At 39.7% G+C, this 16863-nt stretch carries 14 protein-coding genes and 1 pseudogene; 12 read left to right on the top strand and 3 right to left on the bottom strand.

Features of this window, described 5'->3' with window-relative positions; translation table 11 throughout:
• Positions 1-14 precede the first annotated feature (14 nt).
• The 7 genes and pseudogenes from KG118_RS01870 to KG118_RS01840 all read left to right on the top strand — a co-directional run bounded on the left by KG118_RS01870 (position 15) and on the right by KG118_RS01840 (position 7301).
• A complete protein-coding gene (locus KG118_RS01870) occupies positions 15-1169 on the top strand; it encodes an EpsG family protein (RefSeq protein WP_117711188.1) in 1155 nt (384 codons plus the stop codon).
• 30 nt (positions 1170-1199) lie between these two features.
• A complete protein-coding gene (locus KG118_RS01865) occupies positions 1200-2288 on the top strand; it encodes a glycosyltransferase (protein WP_117711189.1) in 1089 nt (362 codons plus the stop codon).
• Positions 2285-3388, top strand: a complete 1104-nt coding sequence (locus KG118_RS01860) for a glycosyltransferase family 4 protein (protein WP_117711190.1) — start codon at positions 2285-2287, stop codon at positions 3386-3388. The genes KG118_RS01865 and KG118_RS01860 overlap by 4 nt, the downstream gene beginning before the upstream one ends.
• Positions 3389-3435: 47 nt before the next feature.
• Positions 3436-5243 (top strand): annotated as a pseudogene (locus tag KG118_RS01855) (aminotransferase class I/II-fold pyridoxal phosphate-dependent enzyme).
• 12 nt (positions 5244-5255) lie between these two features.
• Positions 5256-6197, top strand: coding sequence for a LicD family protein (locus tag KG118_RS01850; protein ID WP_117711191.1), 942 nt, complete (start codon positions 5256-5258; stop codon positions 6195-6197).
• Between the two features lie 38 nt (positions 6198-6235).
• Entirely contained in the window at positions 6236-7048 is an 813-nt protein-coding gene (locus KG118_RS01845) for a glycosyltransferase (RefSeq protein ID WP_117711192.1), read from the top strand.
• Between the two features lie 13 nt (positions 7049-7061).
• Positions 7062-7301: a hypothetical protein gene (locus KG118_RS01840; RefSeq protein ID WP_117711193.1), complete on the top strand. Its 240-nt coding sequence runs from the start codon at positions 7062-7064 to the stop codon at positions 7299-7301.
• A gap of 109 nt (positions 7302-7410) precedes the next feature.
• Here KG118_RS01840 and KG118_RS01835 read toward each other — a convergent pair whose 3' ends face one another.
• Positions 7411-8121 carry a DUF5039 family protein gene (locus tag KG118_RS01835; RefSeq protein ID WP_117711194.1) on the bottom strand — a complete coding sequence of 237 codons (711 nt, stop codon included), beginning with the start codon at positions 8119-8121 and terminating at the stop codon, positions 7411-7413.
• Between the two features lie 193 nt (positions 8122-8314).
• Between KG118_RS01835 and guaA the strand changes: the two genes are divergently transcribed.
• Positions 8315-9868, top strand: coding sequence for a glutamine-hydrolyzing GMP synthase (gene guaA, locus KG118_RS01830; RefSeq protein WP_117711195.1), 1554 nt, complete (start codon positions 8315-8317; stop codon positions 9866-9868).
• Positions 9869-9903: 35 nt separating this feature from the next.
• Here guaA and KG118_RS01825 read toward each other — a convergent pair whose 3' ends face one another.
• Positions 9904-10587, bottom strand: coding sequence for a Crp/Fnr family transcriptional regulator (locus KG118_RS01825; RefSeq protein ID WP_117711196.1), 684 nt, complete (start codon positions 10585-10587; stop codon positions 9904-9906).
• A 178-nt stretch (positions 10588-10765) separates the two neighbouring features.
• Between KG118_RS01825 and KG118_RS01820 the strand changes: the two genes are divergently transcribed.
• Positions 10766-11362 (top strand): MarC family protein, encoded by a 597-nt coding sequence (locus KG118_RS01820; protein WP_117711197.1) that lies wholly within the window; start codon positions 10766-10768, stop codon positions 11360-11362.
• Here the strand turns inward: KG118_RS01820 and KG118_RS01815 are convergent.
• A complete protein-coding gene (locus KG118_RS01815) occupies positions 11359-11970 on the bottom strand; it encodes a rhomboid family intramembrane serine protease (RefSeq protein ID WP_117711198.1) in 612 nt (203 codons plus the stop codon). The two genes, KG118_RS01820 and KG118_RS01815, sit on opposite strands and share 4 nt — an antisense overlap.
• Positions 11971-12142: 172 nt before the next feature.
• Here KG118_RS01815 and KG118_RS01810 point away from each other — a divergent pair, with 172 nt between their 5' ends.
• Genes KG118_RS01810 through KG118_RS01800 form a run of 3 tightly spaced genes read left to right on the top strand, consistent with a single transcriptional unit; the run spans position 12143 to position 16784 of the window.
• Positions 12143-14083 carry a glycogen debranching enzyme N-terminal domain-containing protein gene (locus KG118_RS01810; RefSeq protein ID WP_117711199.1) on the top strand — a complete coding sequence of 647 codons (1941 nt, stop codon included), beginning with the start codon at positions 12143-12145 and terminating at the stop codon, positions 14081-14083.
• A gap of 14 nt (positions 14084-14097) precedes the next feature.
• Positions 14098-15363, top strand: coding sequence for a glycosyltransferase family 4 protein (locus KG118_RS01805; RefSeq protein ID WP_117711200.1), 1266 nt, complete (start codon positions 14098-14100; stop codon positions 15361-15363).
• A 17-nt stretch (positions 15364-15380) separates the two neighbouring features.
• A complete protein-coding gene (locus KG118_RS01800; protein ID WP_117711201.1) occupies positions 15381-16784 on the top strand; it encodes a glycoside hydrolase family 57 protein in 1404 nt (467 codons plus the stop codon).
• The last annotated feature ends 79 nt before the right edge of the window (positions 16785-16863 follow it).

Raw genomic sequence — 16863 nt, 5'->3', positions numbered from 1 at the left:
AATATATTTTGTAAGTGAATAATATCATCTATTCTTTTCCTTATTTACTATTTTTATTTTATTTGTTTGTGATAACTCTTTGGGAGTTCTCTTTAAAACGCAAAGGTAGAAGAGATTTGCTGGGAATAAAAATAGTGATATGGTTTGGCTTTCTCTTTTTCTTTGGTCTGAGGGGATTTGTAAATACGGATTGCCTAAGTTATTATCCTTTTTTTGAAAGGTTAAAAACTGTATGGGATAATTTTTCTTATGAAACCATAGTTTCTGAATATGATTGGGAGCCTGGCTTTATAACATTGGTGTATTTCTTTAAATCAATTATACCCAATTATTCTGTTTGGATATTTGTATGGACATTAATAATTCTTATTACATTAAATTTTCTTTTTTCACGATATCTGAAATATTATAGTTTTGGTTTCTTGTTGTTTTTTATATTTGATGGATATGGAATTGTTACCAATTTAATGAGAGGGTGCATAGCTATGTCTCTTTTTTTATATTCAGTACAATATATTGAAAGAGGTGATAGTAAGAAATATTTCTTGATAAATGCCATTGGGTGTTTATTTCATATTTCGTCAGTTCTTTATTTGTTGGCTTATTTTTTTTTAAGAAGGAAATTGTCAAATGTATTTCTGTTAGCTGTATTTGTTATTTTAAATTTGCTATATTGGTTACGCATTGATTTTTCGGATGTGCTGGTTCTTATTTTTGATAATATTTCATATGAACGTATGACATTATTAACAGAGGCATATGTAAAAAATGGAACATCCAAAAATCTTTTATCAATAGGATATGTAGAACGGAGTTTTACGTATATAGTAGTTATGGTAATGTATGCTAAATTGTGCACGGGAAAACCTGGTAATGTTATTTTCCTGAATTCTTATGTCTTATATTATATTTTATTTTACTTTTTTTGGAAGATAGATGTTGCTTCTCAACGGATGGCAGGTCTCTTTGTGTATTCTTATTGGATTATTTACGCTGAACTATATGCAACATTGAAAATCGCTAATAATAAGAGACTTCTGCTTGTATTACTTATAATATATTCTTCTTTAAAAATGATATCTGGTAAATCACAGCCCTACCATCAGTATAAAAATATTTTGTTTCATTACGAAAGGTTTGAAGAGGCTGAAAGACGTATACAAATGTAATTTAATCAATTCAAATAACTTCTTGGGGCGATGTATAATAGGACAATGTTGTTTGTTTCTTCTAATATATCTTCTACGCAGACTGGTGGGGGAGTGTGTTCTATGCGTAACTTGGAACTGTGTGAAAAAATATTAGGTCTTGATAATGTTGAAATATATGCATTGAATGCTTTTTCCTTTATGGGAAAATCGTTCTTTGTAAAAATTCTCAGCCTTCTGAAGGCTATGTTTAAACTGCTTATGGGGTATTCTAATGGATCTACATGGAACACGGACAAGAAAATTGTGCAATTAATAAAGGAAAAAGGTTTTGATTTTGTCTTTATAGATTCGTCATTGAATGGTTTGTTAGTGAAAAGAATTAAAACTGAGACGACTACGCAAGTAATCTGTTTTTTTCATAATTGTGAAAAAAATATGGTTATTGGACAATGGAAAACAGGGAGTCCTTTATCTATTTTGAGATTGTGGGCTGTGATAAAAAATGAAAAAAAAACCTGTAAATATGCCGACTACATAATTGCATTAAATAAACGGGACAATAATCTTATAGAGAAAAACTATAAAAGAAAAGTGGATTTACTACTACCGATATCCCTTAAAGATACGGTTAAGGATAAAAAAATAGAAAATAGAAAAATTGGTTCTCCGAAGAAAGGACTGTTTGTAGGAAGTTATTTTTTTGGAAATGTTGATGGCTTGAAGATGTTTATTCATAATGTACTGCCACATACTGATATGCAACTAACAGTGGTAGGTAAAGGTATGAAGAAATTGAATATTGATAATTCCAAGGTGACGATATATGATGGGGTGAAATCAATAGCTTCTTTTTATATAGATGCTGATTTTGTTATTGCGCCTATTGTTTCAGGAGGTGGAATGAAAGTAAAAATAGCAGAGGCTATGATGTATGGTAAGAAAATAGTGGGTACGCCAGAAGCTTTTCAGGGCTATGAGAAAATACCTTGTTCCTATATTTGTGAAACTTATAGCGACTTTGTAGAGACTATAAACTCATTATCCGGGTTCTCATATAATACATGTGTTCGAGAATACTTTCTATCTGATTATGAAACGAATACACAGGTTGATAGTCTAAAAAAAATAGTATTATGAGTAAAATAGTATTTCTTGCTCCAACTATTAAAACAGGTGGAGGAAATAGAGTTTTTATAGAACTTGCAAATATATTATGTAGTAAACACGATGTGTCTCTTTTATATCCTTACAATTCGGGCGACCACCACACTTTCTCTAAGGTTTCCAATTGGCAATATATGGTGATTGGGAAAAAGGCTTCCACGAAAGTTACTAAATTGTTGAATTTGTGTCATTGTATTTATTATGTGAATAAGCATCTAAAAGATGCTCTATTAATAATATCCGACCCTATCTTTTGTCTTTTAATACCTTTTATTAGGAATAAAAGGAGAGTTTATAGATTTGTGCAAGCAGATGATTATCGGATTTATGATGATGGAGCTCTTTTGGGGAAAGGGTCTCTCTTGAAGTTGTATAAATTTTGGTGTTTGAAGTCATATAAGCAACAGGTTACGTATATCTTTAATTCACAATATGTTTATGATAAATTCTGTGTAGACTCCAAAAGATATGATGTACCTTTTTTCAAAGTACATCCGGCGATTAATCAATCGTTTTTTAACTCTGTTGATAGAGTGAAATTGTCGGATGGGGTTTCTATTTGTTTGGTTGCACGGAAACATCCGATGAAAGGATTAATTACATTTATCAATGCATTTCACAGACTTTCTCCTGCTATAAAAGCAAGGATAAGCTCAGTTTCTTTGATAAGCCATGATGATTTGAGTTATTATGATACGTCAGGAATGCAAATAATAAGCCCTACTTCAGATAGTGACATAGCAGCTGTTTATAAGTCCTCTGATATTTTTGTTTCTACTTCTTGGTGGGAAGGTTTTGGTTTGCCCCCTTTGGAGGCAATGGCTTGCGGGTGTGCTGTTATATGCAGCGATTCAGGTGGTGTAAACGAATTTATAAAACCTGATGAAAACTGTATAGTTTTTGAACCTAAAGCAGAGAATGAATTAATAATGGCTATTGAGAGAATGGTGAGCGTTGAGTCTTTGAGACAGTATTTGTCTGTTAATGGAGTGAAAACCGCTGAGAACTTTAGTTGGGAGAAATCAGCCAAACAATTATCGGATATACTGTCTGTCTCCAACATTACTGTGTAGAATAATAATTTCGATAAAATTTCAGTATATATTTCTTCTGTTTTATTATGCAAGCAATAATTTTAGCTGCCGGAATGGGTAAACGTCTTGGAGAATTGACCAAAGACAATACCAAATGTATGGTAAAAGTGAATGGTGTACCTTTGATAGATAGGGTGCTTCGTCAACTGTCGTCAATAGACTTGTCTCGGGTGATAATTGTCACCGGTTATCAAGGGAAAAAAATGCAAGAATATTTAGGTACGAGTTGTAATGATTTGGAAATAAAATACATAGACAATCCTGTGTATGATAAAACTAATAATATCTATTCTCTGTCATTGGCAAAGCAGGAGCTGCAAGAAGATGACACTTTATTGATAGAATCGGATTTAATATTCGATGATTCCCTATTTTCAATGATAGTGGAAAACTCTTCTCCTAATCTTGCTCTAGTGGCAAAATATGAACCGTGGATGGATGGTACTATGGTGCGGATAGACGATGATAATAATATTGTGAACTTTGTTTCTAAAAAAGCATTTAAATACAGGGATGCAGATTGTTATTATAAAACTGTCAATATCTATAAGTTTAGTAAAGAGTTTTCTCGAACACACTATGTACCTTTCTTGGAGGCTTATACTAAAGCATTGGGTAATAATGAATATTATGAGCAAGTGCTTCGTGTAATAACTTTGCTTGATAATTGTGAGTTAAAAGCATTACCATTGACAGGACAGAAATGGTATGAAATAGATGATATTCAAGATTTGGATATTGCTGAAACACTCTTTGCTCCGGAAGATAAGCAATTACCATTATATCACCGACGTTACGGTGGATACTGGCGTTTTCCTAATTTGTTGGACTTTTGCTATTTGGTAATCCGTATTTTCCACCCCAAAAATTAAAGGATGAATTGAAAGCTAACTTTGATGTGCTCTTGAGTGAGTATCCTTCGGGGATGAGAGTAAACTCATTGCTGATTTCGAAATATTTTCACATAAATGCGGACTATTCCGTAGTAGGCAATGGCGCTGCGGAACTAATAAAATCGCTGATGGAGAACCAAAGGGGAAAAATGGGAGTTGTATATCCTACTTTTGAGGAATACCCTAACAGATATAATAAAAACAATCTGGTGATATATTTGCCTGATAATGCAAATCTTTCATATACAGCGGATGATTTGATGTCTTATTATACCAATAAAGATATTCAGTTGTTATTGCTTGTCAATCCTGATAACCCTTCCGGAAACTTTATCTCTCAACAAGATTTGTTACGGTTGGTTGAATGGAGTGAACAACATTCTATTCGGTTGGTAGTTGATGAATCTTTCGTTGATTTTGCGGAAGGTGGATTGCATTGTTCTTTATTGTCAGATAATATTCTTGAGCGATATCCCCATTTAGTAGTAATGAAAAGTATTTCTAAATCTTATGGGGTTCCCGGGTTGCGTTTGGGAGTATTGGCAAGTGGGGATAAGGCTTTTATTGATGCTATTAAGAAAGATGTTTCCATTTGGAATATAAATTCGTTTGCTGAGTTTTATATGCAGATTTTCGGGAAATATGAAGCTGAATACCAAATGTCATGTGAAAAATTCAGACAAGAGCGAGAACGCTTCTATCAGCTTTTGCAACAAGTATCATATCTACGTGTAATACCTTCCCAGGCAAATTATTTTTTGTGTGAAGTATTTGATAAATATTCTTCGAGCTCATTGACTGAATTATTATTAAGGCGTTTCAATATCCTAATCAAAGATTGTGGCACAAAAAGTGCGCTTACCGGAAAAAGTATGATAAGAATAGCCGTACGCTCTAAAGAAGATAATGATAGACTTTTAAATATACTGTCGAATTTATAAGAAGCTAGTAATATGACAATAATAAGTTTGCTAAAAATAAAATTGAGAAAAAACGGATTGTGGACTACTGTTCAATTGTGTATACAAAAACTATTGGGAACTAAAACGTATAGGGATGAGATTGATACTCTATTCTATTTTTTAAATGAGTATGTAGATATTCAACGTTTACCTTCTACGACAAATAAGGGATTGCGATATGTACAGAAGTGTGATGCTTTATTGCTGAAAATATTCGATAAGGTTTGTGAAAAATACAGTTTAACTTATTGGCTTGATTATGGCACTCTATTAGGTGCAGTGCGTCATAAAGGATTTATTCCGTGGGATGATGATACGGATATTTCTATGCCGCGGACTGATTATAATCGGTTTAAAACGAAAGCTGCGAATTGTTTGAGACAATATGGTATAAAAGTGGAAGAAAAGGAAGGAAGAATAGGGATAAGCTATCAACATGAAAAAACGGGCATTTGGATAGATGTCTTTCCGGCTGATATGTTATATACCGATAAGGACATAAATAAAATAAAACCGGAAATCGAAAAAATATGCAATCGGTATTTTTCATACTGTAAAAGAAAAAAATATGACTTTTCAGATGATGAGCTAATGGAATTACGCAAAAAATATTTCTCAGTCTATATGCAGGGAGAAAATATTTTTTTCTGTTTAAATCCGGAGTTTGATAAGTGCTTTTATGGGATTGCAGTGAATGATGTTTTTCCAATAAAATCAATGCTTTTTGAGAATTTTGAATTGAAAGTTCCACATAATACAGATGCTTATCTGAGTACTTTGTACGGACCAACATATATGCAGTTTCCACATATTGGTATAGAACATCATGGAGTTGCTGAAGGGCGAGCCCCTTTAGGTGATTGGGCAAAGAATAACAATGTTGATATGTCGGCTATTTATAATGATTTAGAAGCTATCCTCAACAAATTGTGATATACTAATTTATAGATACATCCTTTAATTCATAAATCATGATTACAGCATCTGTTGTAACGTTTCATACCTTATGTATAGATGTGAAACGGCTGGCAGACTGCGTCTTGCAGTCTCCTATTGACGTGTTTTTCATTATAGACAATTCATCGAATGACAGCTTGCGTGAGTTTGCTGCTCTGTCTGGCAGGATTGTATATATTCATAGCGATAACCTCGGCTTTGGCAGCGGGCATAATATTGCTATCCGTAAGTCAATAGAAATGAAGGCACACTATCATATAGTGATAAATCCTGATATTTATTGGAATGGTTCTGTTGTAGAGAAGCTGACTGAATTCATGGATGCTACTCTTGATTGTGGTTTGGTAATGCCGAAGGTACTCTATCCCAATGGTACTATTCAGTATCTATGCAAGCTACTACCTACACCAATGGACTTATTTGGAAGAAGATTTATTCCCGTCAAAGCTTATCAGGAAAGACACGATGCTTGGTTTGAGTTGCACCGTACCGGATATGATAAAGTGATGGAAATACCTTCTCTTTCGGGATGTTTTATGTTTATGCGGGTAGAGACACTGAAAAAAGTAGGTGGTTTTGATGAACGTTTTTTTATGTATGCTGAAGATTTGGATTTGTGTCGCAGGATAGGAGAAGTGTCAAAGACAATGTTTTATCCCGGAGTGTCAATTTATCATGAATATGAAAAAGGGTCTTATAAAAACAGGAAATTGCTGAAATATCATATTTGTTCTGTTGTGAAGTATTTCAATAAGTGGGGATGGATATTTGACGGGAAAAGGGCGGCAACGAATAGAAAATGTTTGAAGCAACTTGATATTAAATAATATGTAGTAAGATATGGATTACAAAGCAGCTGACACTCGGAAAATAACAGCTTATATCAATCTTAAATTCGGTGATATTTTGGTTGAAGACATCATTCGGTACTCCGGTGCGGACAAATTGCGTGTATATCCCGCCCTCTTCGAACTGGAGCAAAGCGGCTTTCTTGAAGTCGTGGAGCGTGAAGAACTTGGAGCGCCGTTGGTAGTGCGCAGGAGAAAGGATGTTTTCCAAGTGGAGTGTGACCGTATGTAATACAATAAAACAGGTAAATGACGGGTAACAGCGGTTACTTTGTTTTAGGCGCAGCCGAAATCGCTTTTTTGAAGTGGTTTCGGCTGTTTTTATTTGCAATTATTATTTTTTAGTCCTCCAAATTGTATTTTAGCTTTTGGTACTTACGAATAGTTTCCCGTTGAAGATTCTCAAGTGTGCTTATTTCTATGGACAGTTGGCGAAGCCGGGGATTGGTTTCTTTAAGAATGCGTCCTGTCTTGTAGTCGTAGATATCCGGTACAATCTCCCGGTTCTTCTTACATTCATTCAATAGATAGGAAGCACAAGCGATGTAATGCTCTTTGAGGGCTTTACGTCTTTTCTCGAGTAGCGGACGGTAAGCTGCGTCTTCATTATATATGCGTTGGTAGAAACCGTCTAAGGCTACTTTACGGTCTTTCTTTTGCTCGCCATTGGCGGCTCTTTTATATAAAGAGTCGAGGGTGGTGTATTCAGGATAGGACTTCAACAGTGCTTCGAATTCTTTTTTAGCTTCTTCGTAGGCCAACCTTTTAGGTTCCAATTCCTGTGGCTTTATGGTGGTGGCAAGTTGTACCAACCGGGGCTCTTGGTTGAAGTTTGTAATTTTGGAGAGTTTTTTGCAATATTCGATGTACTTTTCCGTCATTTCCCAATTGTATTGTAAGGTTTTCTCTTGTAAATCGGTCTGTATGCTTGCCAGTGCATTTTCCAATTGAGTGATTGCATTTTGTAAAGAATCTGCCTTAGAAAGGGGTTGTGCAACTGTCGGTAACAGGCTGCAAAAGGCAAAAGACAATAATAAAATACTTTTTTTCATGATACTTAGATATTCTTGGTTAGTTAGCGGGCAAATATAAATTCTTTACCTTACAAATCCAATAAATCTTTTACTTTTTTGAGAAATCAATGCAGGAGATGTTTTCTGCCCTAAACAATTTTTGCCATAATTTGCTTTCTACTCTAAACAAATTCGTATCTTTGTGCTCCAAATAATTAACACCTCTGTTTCTATGCAAGAAAAGATTATTATTCTTGATTTTGGCTCACAGACCACGCAGCTTATCGGGCGCCGGGTTCGCGAGTTGAATGTATATTGCGAAATTGTGCCTTACAACAAATTTCCTCAGGGAGATGCAAGTGTAAAGGGAGTTATTCTTTCGGGCAGCCCGTTTTCCGTATATGATGGAAGTGCGTTTAAAATAGATTTAAACGAGATTCGCGGTAAATATCCTATTTTGGGAATTTGCTACGGTGCGCAGTTCATCGCTTACACCAACGGCGGAAAGGTTGAACCTGCAGGCAGCCGTGAATACGGACGTGCTCATCTGGCCTCTTTTGACAAGGAAAATGTACTTTTCAAAGGAGTGAAGGAAAACACTCAGGTTTGGATGAGCCATGGTGACACAATCACCGCTATTCCTGCTAATTTTAAAACAATAGCCTCGACAGACAAAGTGAAGATTGCCGCTTATCAGGTGGAAGGTGAAAAGATGTGGGGTGTTCAGTTTCATCCGGAAGTGTTCCATAGTGAAGACGGCACACAGATGCTGAAGAATTTTGTTGTGGAAGTGTGCGGTTGCAAGCAAGATTGGAGCGCCGCATCATTCATTGAAACTACAGTGGCCCAGCTTAAGGAACAGCTTGGCGATGACAAAGTGGTGCTCGGCTTGAGCGGGGGTGTTGACTCTTCCGTTGCTGCCGTACTGCTGAATCGTGCTATCGGCAAGAATCTGACTTGCATTTTCGTGGATCATGGTATGCTGCGCAAGAATGAGTTTAAGAATGTGTTGCACGATTATGAATGCCTTGGGCTGAACGTGGTGGGTGTGGATGCAAGCGCCAAGTTCTTTGCAGAGCTGGCAGGCGTGACCGAGCCGGAAAAGAAACGTAAGATTATCGGAAAAGGCTTTATCGATGTGTTCGATGAAGAAGCCCATAAAATAAAAGATGTGAAGTGGCTGGCACAGGGTACTATCTACCCCGACTGCATTGAGTCGCTTTCTATCACGGGAACCGTAATCAAGAGCCATCACAACGTGGGTGGTCTGCCCGAAAAAATGAATTTGAAGCTCTGCGAACCGTTGCGCCTGTTGTTCAAGGATGAAGTTCGCCGTGTAGGACGCGAATTGGGTATGCCGGATCACTTGATTACCCGTCATCCTTTCCCCGGACCGGGACTGGCCGTGCGTATCTTGGGTGATATAACTCCGGAGAAGGTGCGCATACTGCAAGATGCGGACGATATATTTATTCAAGGCTTGCGCGACTGGAAAGTGAAGGATGCCGAAGGCAATGAAACGGTGCTTTATCATCTGGTTTGGCAGGCAGGGGTTATTCTGCTTCCGGTACAGTCTGTAGGTGTGATGGGTGATGAACGTACTTATGAACGTGCCGTTGCCTTGCGTGCCGTAACTTCTACCGATGCCATGACCGCCGATTGGGCACATCTGCCTTATGAGTTCTTGGGCAAGATTTCCAATGATATTATCAATAAGGTGAAAGGGGTGAACCGCGTAACCTATGATATTTCGTCAAAACCACCTTCCACAATAGAGTGGGAATAAGTTATATTTTGGAATGTCAGATTGATAAGGATTTATCATTCTGACATTCTTTTTACAGACATCAGCTTCTCTGCATCGGGTATTGCGATTTCTCCGCGATGCAACTCCACCAATCCTTCCGTTTGCATACTGTTGAGTGCCTTTGATACTCCTGCACGGGTGTCATTGACAATTAGAGCCAAGTCCTCCATTTTTATTTTCAATACTTTTTCTCCCGACAGACGCTCTACGTGGCTGAGGATGAAGTGGGCGATGCGTGTCTCAAGATTATCATCCGCCACTTTCCATAAACGGCTGTGCAGCATTTGGGCGCGGTTGCTCACTATATTCATGTAGTTCAGGCGGAATATCTCGTAATTGAACAGCTCTTTCATTACGAAGGCTTTGCTAATGCTGACGGTATGTACTTCTGTCTTTGCCCGGTAGGTCGAAGCATATGACGTCTTCATGCCGAACATGGAGTAAGGCTCGATGAGGCAGGGGGCCGGAATATATTCCGTAAAGCTATAGGAGCCATCAGCGGATGATGTGGAAGAGACTATTTCTCCTTTTAGTACAAACACCAGCTCGTGGCAAGGGGCGCCTTCTTGCAGAAGAAGTTCTCCCGGCTTATGTTTCGTGAAATGCAATTTTACCTTCTCCAAAATGCAGGTGAAGTCTTCTTGGGCAAGTCCTTGGAAAAGGGGCAATTGTAATAGTGTATCGAACATTGTTTCCATATCATTTTCATCTTCTTGTTTCAGAACAAAAGTAGGTATAATCGGTCTCTGCCGTAAACACTTACCCTCTCTTTTTGTTTTTTTTATTATTTCTTAAACGTGCTACTCATTCAGTTTTAAGAATTTTTGCGGAATGCATAAAAATAGATTATCTTTGCAAATAAAAAAGGAGGGACGTATGTTTTCAGAGTTTAATTGGCAGCAAATGACCAGCGCTTTCATTGTACTGTTTGCCGTAATAGATATCATTGGCTCTATTCCTATCATCATTAACCTGAAAGAGAAAGGAAAGGATGTAAACGCCCTAAAAGCTACGCTAATATCGTTTGCTCTGTTGATAGGTTTCTTTTATGCGGGTGATATGATGCTGAAACTGTTTCATGTAGACATAGAATCATTTGCAGTGGCCGGTGCGTTCGTCATTTTCCTGATGTCGTTGGAGATGATTCTTGATGTTGAGATATTTAAGAACCAGGGGCCTATAAAAGAAGCTACATTAGTCCCGTTGGTATTTCCGTTGCTGGCAGGGGCCGGCGCTTTTACCACACTGCTCTCTTTGCGTGCCGAGTATGCCAGTGTAAATATTATCATAGCACTGGTACTGAATATGATATGGGTGTATTTTGTGGTCAGTATGACGGGACGAGTAGAACGTTTCTTGGGTAAAGGCGGAATCTATATCATTCGTAAGTTCTTCGGCATTATCCTGTTGGCAATCTCCGTACGCCTGTTCATGGCAAACATATCACTGCTGTTGGAGAGTTTTCATCATTAAGATTTAAAATCTGAATCTTCATCCGCAAACGGGTCCGGACGTTGAGGCCCGCATTTCATAAAAGCAACCGAACAGAGTGTGCCTGTGATGGCTCCGCTGAGATGTCCTTCCCAAGAGGTCGTTTCTTTGGCGAATTGCGGGAACATATTCCATACCAGCCCTCCGTAAAGGAAAGTTATTAATAAAGAGATTGCTATAAGCGGCACGTGCTTGCGTAACAGGCCGCTGAAAAAAAGAAAGAAAGCCAGTCCGTAGATGATGCCGCTTGCACCGATATGCCATCCCGGTTTGCCTATTAAAAAGGTAAGAAGTCCGCAACCCGTCCAAATCGCGAAAAATATATACGGTGCGATGTCTCGATAGAAGTAGAACAGACACCAAGACAGAAAAAAGAGCGGGATGGTATTTGCTAAAAGATGTTTGAAACTGCTGTGCACCAGCGGATGCGCGAATATGCCGAACACTCCCCGCTTCTCCATCGGGTACACCCCAAGACGGGTAAAGTCCCAGTCCATACCTGTCTCCAGAAATTTCAGTGTATATAAAATGAACAGTAAAAATAGCGGTATAACCGCTGCCAGAACTATTCGTCGGGCGTCATGCTTCATATATTGTACAAGGATTGGTTATTTTTGTACAATGCTACGAATTATTTACTTGAAAAACGAAAAAAAACTGACTTTTTATTTTGCGTATAGGCTTTAATTTGTATTTTTGGGCATCGCTACAAGCTTTGTAGCGCATATACCTGAATAATTAACCTTTAAATAATGCACAACTATGAGTTATTTACGATTTGACAAGACCTTGATGGTTAATCTGCAAGAATCTTTGCCAAGGGAGATACTTCGGACTAACAAATCGGGGGCCTATCATTGTACAACAATTGTAGATTGTAACACACGCAAATATCACGGCTTGTTGGTGATTCCCGTCCCCAACCTGGATGATGAAAACCATGTGCTGCTGTCTTCTTTGGATGAAACGGTAATTCAACACGGTGCTGAGTTTAATCTGGGGCTGCATAAGTATCAGGGGAATAACTTTAGTCCGAATGGGCATAAGTATATCCGTGAGTTCGACTGCGAGCATATCCCGGCAACGACTTACCGTGTAGGAGGTGTAATCCTCCGTAAAGAGAAAATTTTTGTACATCACGAGAACCGCATTCTGATTCGTTATACCTTGGTCGATGCCCACTCGGCAACAACACTCCGGTTCCGTCCTTTCCTTGCATTCCGCAGTGTACGCGAATATACGCACGAAAATGCCCAGGCAAACCGTGATTACCAATTGGTGGAAAACGGTATTAAAACCTGTATGTATCCCGGTTATCCGGAACTTTATATGCAGCTGAACAAAAAGAATGAATTCCATTATCAGCCGGATTGGTATCGTGGCATTGAATATCCGAAAGAACAGGAACGCGGATATGACTTTAACGAAGACCTGTATGTACCCGGCTATTTTGAAGTAGATATAAAGAAAGGCGAAAGCGTTGTGTTCTCTGCCGGTATTTCGGAGATTTCACCGCGTAAGCTGAAACAGACCTTTGAGGCCGAAGCCGAGGACCGCACTCCGCGGGACAGTTTCTATCACTGTCTGAAAAATTCGGCTCACCAGTTCCACAACAAGCAAGGAGATGAGCATTATGTACTTGCCGGTTATCCCTGGTTCAAATGTCGTGCACGCGATCTATTTATTTCTTTGCCCGGTTTAACTTTGGCGGTGGACGAACAAGATGAATTTGAAGATGTTATGAAGACTGCGGAGAAAGCTATCCGCGATTTCATAGAAGATAAGCCGGTAGGCTATAAAATTTATGAAATGGAGCATCCCGACGTACTCCTGTGGGCAGTATGGACTTTGCAGCAATATGCTAAAGAGACCTCGCGCGAACAGTGCCGTCAGAAGTATGGCAAGTTGCTGGAAGATATTATGAACTATATCCGTGGCAGGAAGCATGATAACCTTTTCTTGCATGAAAACGGTTTGCTTTATGCCAATGGTACGGAGAAGGCTGTAACGTGGATGAACTCTACGGCTAACGGCCATCCCGTAATTCCGCGCACCGGCTATATTGTTGAGGTGAACGCTTTGTGGTATAATGCGTTGCGTTTTGTGGCGGATATAGTGCGTGAGGGCGGAAACGATATACTTGCAGGCGAATTGGATGCTCAGGCTGAAATTACGGGAAAATCTTTTGTGGATATTTTCCGTAACGAATACGGCTATCTCTTCGACTATGTAGACGGTTATATGATGGACTGGAGCGTTCGTCCCAACATGATATTCGCTGTTGCCTTCGACTACTCTCCACTGGACCGTGCACAGAAGAAACAGGTGCTCGATATTGTGACGAAAGAATTGCTGACTCCGAAAGGCCTGCGTACGCTGAGTCCTAAGAGCGGCGGATATAATCCGAACTATGTCGGTCCTCAGATTCAAAGAGATTATGCATATCATCAGGGTACGGCGTGGCCATGGCTCATGGGATTCTATATGGAGGCATACTTACGCATCTATAAGATGAGCGGCATTTCGTTTGTAGAGCGTTATCTGATAGGTTTTGAAGATGAAATGACAAGCCACTGTATAGGTTCGCTGCCTGAACTGTTTGACGGAAATCCGCCATTTAAGGGTAGGGGGGCAGTGTCGTTTGCCATGAATGTGGCAGAGATTCTGCGTATTTTGAAATTGTTGTCTAAGTATAATTTATAAGAGGAGGAACGAAGATGAAAGTTTTAATGTTTGGTTGGGAATTTCCTCCCAAAATATATGGCGGTCTTGCAGTTGCATCATACGGAATAACTAAGGGACTGAGTTTGCAGGGGGATGTGGAAACAACTTTCTGTATGCCGAAGCCCACAGGCGAAGAAGAGAAATTCCTGAATATAATCGGCATGAACCAAGTGCCTGTTGTGTGGCGTGACGTTGATTACGATTATTTGAAGTCGCGTTTGTCGACGATGAGTCCGGAACAGTATTATGCATTGCGCGATCATATTTATTCGGATTTCTCCTATATGCACGTCAATGATTTGGGGTGTATGGACTTTGCCGGCGGTTATCCGGGAAATCTGCACGAAGAAATCAATAATTTCTCAATTATAGCCGGAGTGGTTGCACGCCAACAGGAGTTCGACATTATCCATGCGCACGACTGGCTGACTTATCCGGCAGGTGTACATGCGAAAATGGTAAGCGGAAAGCCGCTTTGCATCCATGTGCACGCAACGGACTTTGACCGCTCGCGCGGTAAGGTTAATCCTACCGTTTACTCTATGGAGAAGAATGGAATGGATTATGCGGACTGCATAATGTGTGTATCGGAACTTACCCGCCGTACGGTTATCAATGAGTATCATCAGGATCCGAGAAAGGTGTTTGCCATGCACAATGCGGTATATCCGCTCTCACAGGAGTTGCAGGACATTCCGCGTCCGGATCATTCCAAAGAGAAGGTGGTGACTTTCCTTGGGCGCATCACTATGCAGAAAGGTCCGGAATACTTTGTGGAAGCTGCGGCGCTGGTGTTGCAGCGTACCCGCAACATCCGCTTTGTTATGGCGGGTTCGGGCGATATGCTGAATGCCATGATTAATATGGCTGCCGAGAGGGGCATTGCCGACCGGTTCCACTTCCCGGGCTTTATGAAAGGGAAACAGGTGTACGAGGTCTACAAGAACAGTGATGTATTCGTCATGCCTTCCGTATCCGAGCCTTTCGGTATTGCGCCGTTGGAAGCCATGCAGTGCGGAACGCCCTCCATCATCTCCAAACAGTCCGGATGCGGTGAAATTCTCGATAAGGTAATTAAAACCGATTATTGGGATATTCACGCTATGGCCGACGCCATCTATTCTATCTGTATAAACCCGTCTCTTTTCCACTATCTTCAGGAGGAAGGCAAGAAAGAAGTGGACGGAATTACGTGGGAAAAAGTAGGCTTGAGAATCCGCGCTCTTTATGAGGATGTGTTAAGAAACTATGGTAAATAATAAAATACTGAATACAAATGAGAACTATCTGTCTTTATTTTGAGATACATCAAATTATACATCTGAAACGTTATCGTTTCTTTGATATCGGCACCAATCATTATTATTATGATGACTATGCCAATGAAACAAGCATCAATGAAGTTGCCGAACGTTCGTATATTCCTGCCTTGAATACGCTCATTGAAATGGTGAAGAATTCGGGAGGTGCGTTCAAAGTGGCTTTGTCTGTCTCCGGTGTGGCATTGGAGCAATTGGAAATCCATGCGCCTGCAGTAATCGACCTGTTGCATCAGCTTAATGATACGGGATGCTGTGAATTCCTTGCCGAACCGTACTCGCACGGTCTGTCTTCACTGGCCAATGAGGATTGCTTCAAAGAAGACGTAATGCGTCAGAGTGCCAAGATGAAACAAATGTTTGGCAAAGCTCCGAAAGTGTTCCGTAATTCCAGTTTGATATATAATGATGAAATCGGTGCTGTAGTGGCAAGTATGGGCTTCAAGGGTATGTTGACCGAAGGTGCCAAGCACGTCCTCGGTTGGAAGAGTCCGCATTATGTGTATCATTGCAACATGAACCCGAATCTGAAGTTGCTGTTGCGTGATTTCAAATTGTCAGATGATATAAGCCTGCGCTTCTCTAATTCGGAATGGAGCGAATATCCTTTGTTTGCCGACAAGTACATCAGTTGGATTGACGCATTCCCGCAGGAAGAACAAGTCATCAATATATTTATGGAACTTTGTTCACTGGGTATGTCGCAGCCGCTGTCTTCCAATATTCTGGAATTCCTGAAAGCGTTGCCTGCATGCGCTAAGGAAAAGGGCATTACTTTCTCAACTCCTACGGAGATTGTCACTAAATTGAAGTCTGTTTCGCAGTTGGATGTTCCATATCCTATGTCGTGGGTGGACGAAGAAAGAGATACGAGTTGCTGGCTGGGTAACGTGATGCAGCGTGAAGCCTTCAATAAGTTGTATAGTGTTGCCGAACGCGTACATATCTGTGATGATCGCCGTATCAAGCAAGACTGGGATTATCTGCAGGCAAGCAATAACTTCCGCTTCATGACGACTAAGGATAGCGGTGTGGGCTTGAATCGTGGCATTTATGAGTCTCCGTATGACGCATTCACCAATTATATGAACATTTTGGGAGATTTCATCAAACGGGTTGATTCTCTCTACCCGATAGATATTGATAACGAAGAGTTGAATGCTTTGCTTACTACTATCAAGAATCAGGGAGATGAAATAGAAGAATTGCATAAAGAACTGGAAAAAGCGCAGAATAAGTTGGAGAAGGAGAAAGCTGCCGAGAAGAAAAAAGAAGCGAAGACAGCTCCTAAAACCGCTACAAAACTGGCTGCCAAAAAGCCTGCAACAAAGAAAGCTGCACCGAAGAAGAAAGCTGAATAAGCAACCTTTCCGATAGGTAATGAAAAACTCCCGTTCCGAAATATCCGGAACGGGAGTTCTTTTTATGTATCTGATTGAT

The sequence above is a fragment of the Bacteroides propionicigenes genome, assembly GCF_018390535.1.
Taxonomy (GTDB): Bacteria; Bacteroidota; Bacteroidia; order Bacteroidales; family Bacteroidaceae; genus Bacteroides; species Bacteroides propionicigenes.
The sequence above is the reverse complement of the archived record's forward strand: the minus strand, read 5'-3'. Positions and strand labels throughout refer to the sequence as shown.

Coding starts and splice junctions, on each gene's coding strand:
- KG118_RS01805 (WP_117711200.1), top strand. CDS start 14,098: ATGAAAGTTTTAATGTTTGGTTGGGAATTTCCTCCCAAAATATATGGC.
- guaA (WP_117711195.1), top strand. CDS start 8,315: ATGCAAGAAAAGATTATTATTCTTGATTTTGGCTCACAGACCACGCAG.
- KG118_RS01835 (WP_117711194.1), bottom strand. CDS start 8,121: ATGAAAAAAAGTATTTTATTATTGTCTTTTGCCTTTTGCAGCCTGTTA.
- KG118_RS01850 (WP_117711191.1), top strand. CDS start 5,256: ATGACAATAATAAGTTTGCTAAAAATAAAATTGAGAAAAAACGGATTG.
- KG118_RS01820 (WP_117711197.1), top strand. CDS start 10,766: ATGTTTTCAGAGTTTAATTGGCAGCAAATGACCAGCGCTTTCATTGTA.
- KG118_RS01800 (WP_117711201.1), top strand. CDS start 15,381: ATGAGAACTATCTGTCTTTATTTTGAGATACATCAAATTATACATCTG.
- KG118_RS01865 (WP_117711189.1), top strand. CDS start 1,200: ATGTATAATAGGACAATGTTGTTTGTTTCTTCTAATATATCTTCTACG.
- KG118_RS01840 (WP_117711193.1), top strand. CDS start 7,062: ATGGATTACAAAGCAGCTGACACTCGGAAAATAACAGCTTATATCAAT.
- KG118_RS01825 (WP_117711196.1), bottom strand. CDS start 10,587: ATGGAAACAATGTTCGATACACTATTACAATTGCCCCTTTTCCAAGGA.
- KG118_RS01860 (WP_117711190.1), top strand. CDS start 2,285: ATGAGTAAAATAGTATTTCTTGCTCCAACTATTAAAACAGGTGGAGGA.
- KG118_RS01810 (WP_117711199.1), top strand. CDS start 12,143: ATGAGTTATTTACGATTTGACAAGACCTTGATGGTTAATCTGCAAGAA.
- KG118_RS01845 (WP_117711192.1), top strand. CDS start 6,236: ATGATTACAGCATCTGTTGTAACGTTTCATACCTTATGTATAGATGTG.
- KG118_RS01815 (WP_117711198.1), bottom strand. CDS start 11,970: ATGAAGCATGACGCCCGACGAATAGTTCTGGCAGCGGTTATACCGCTA.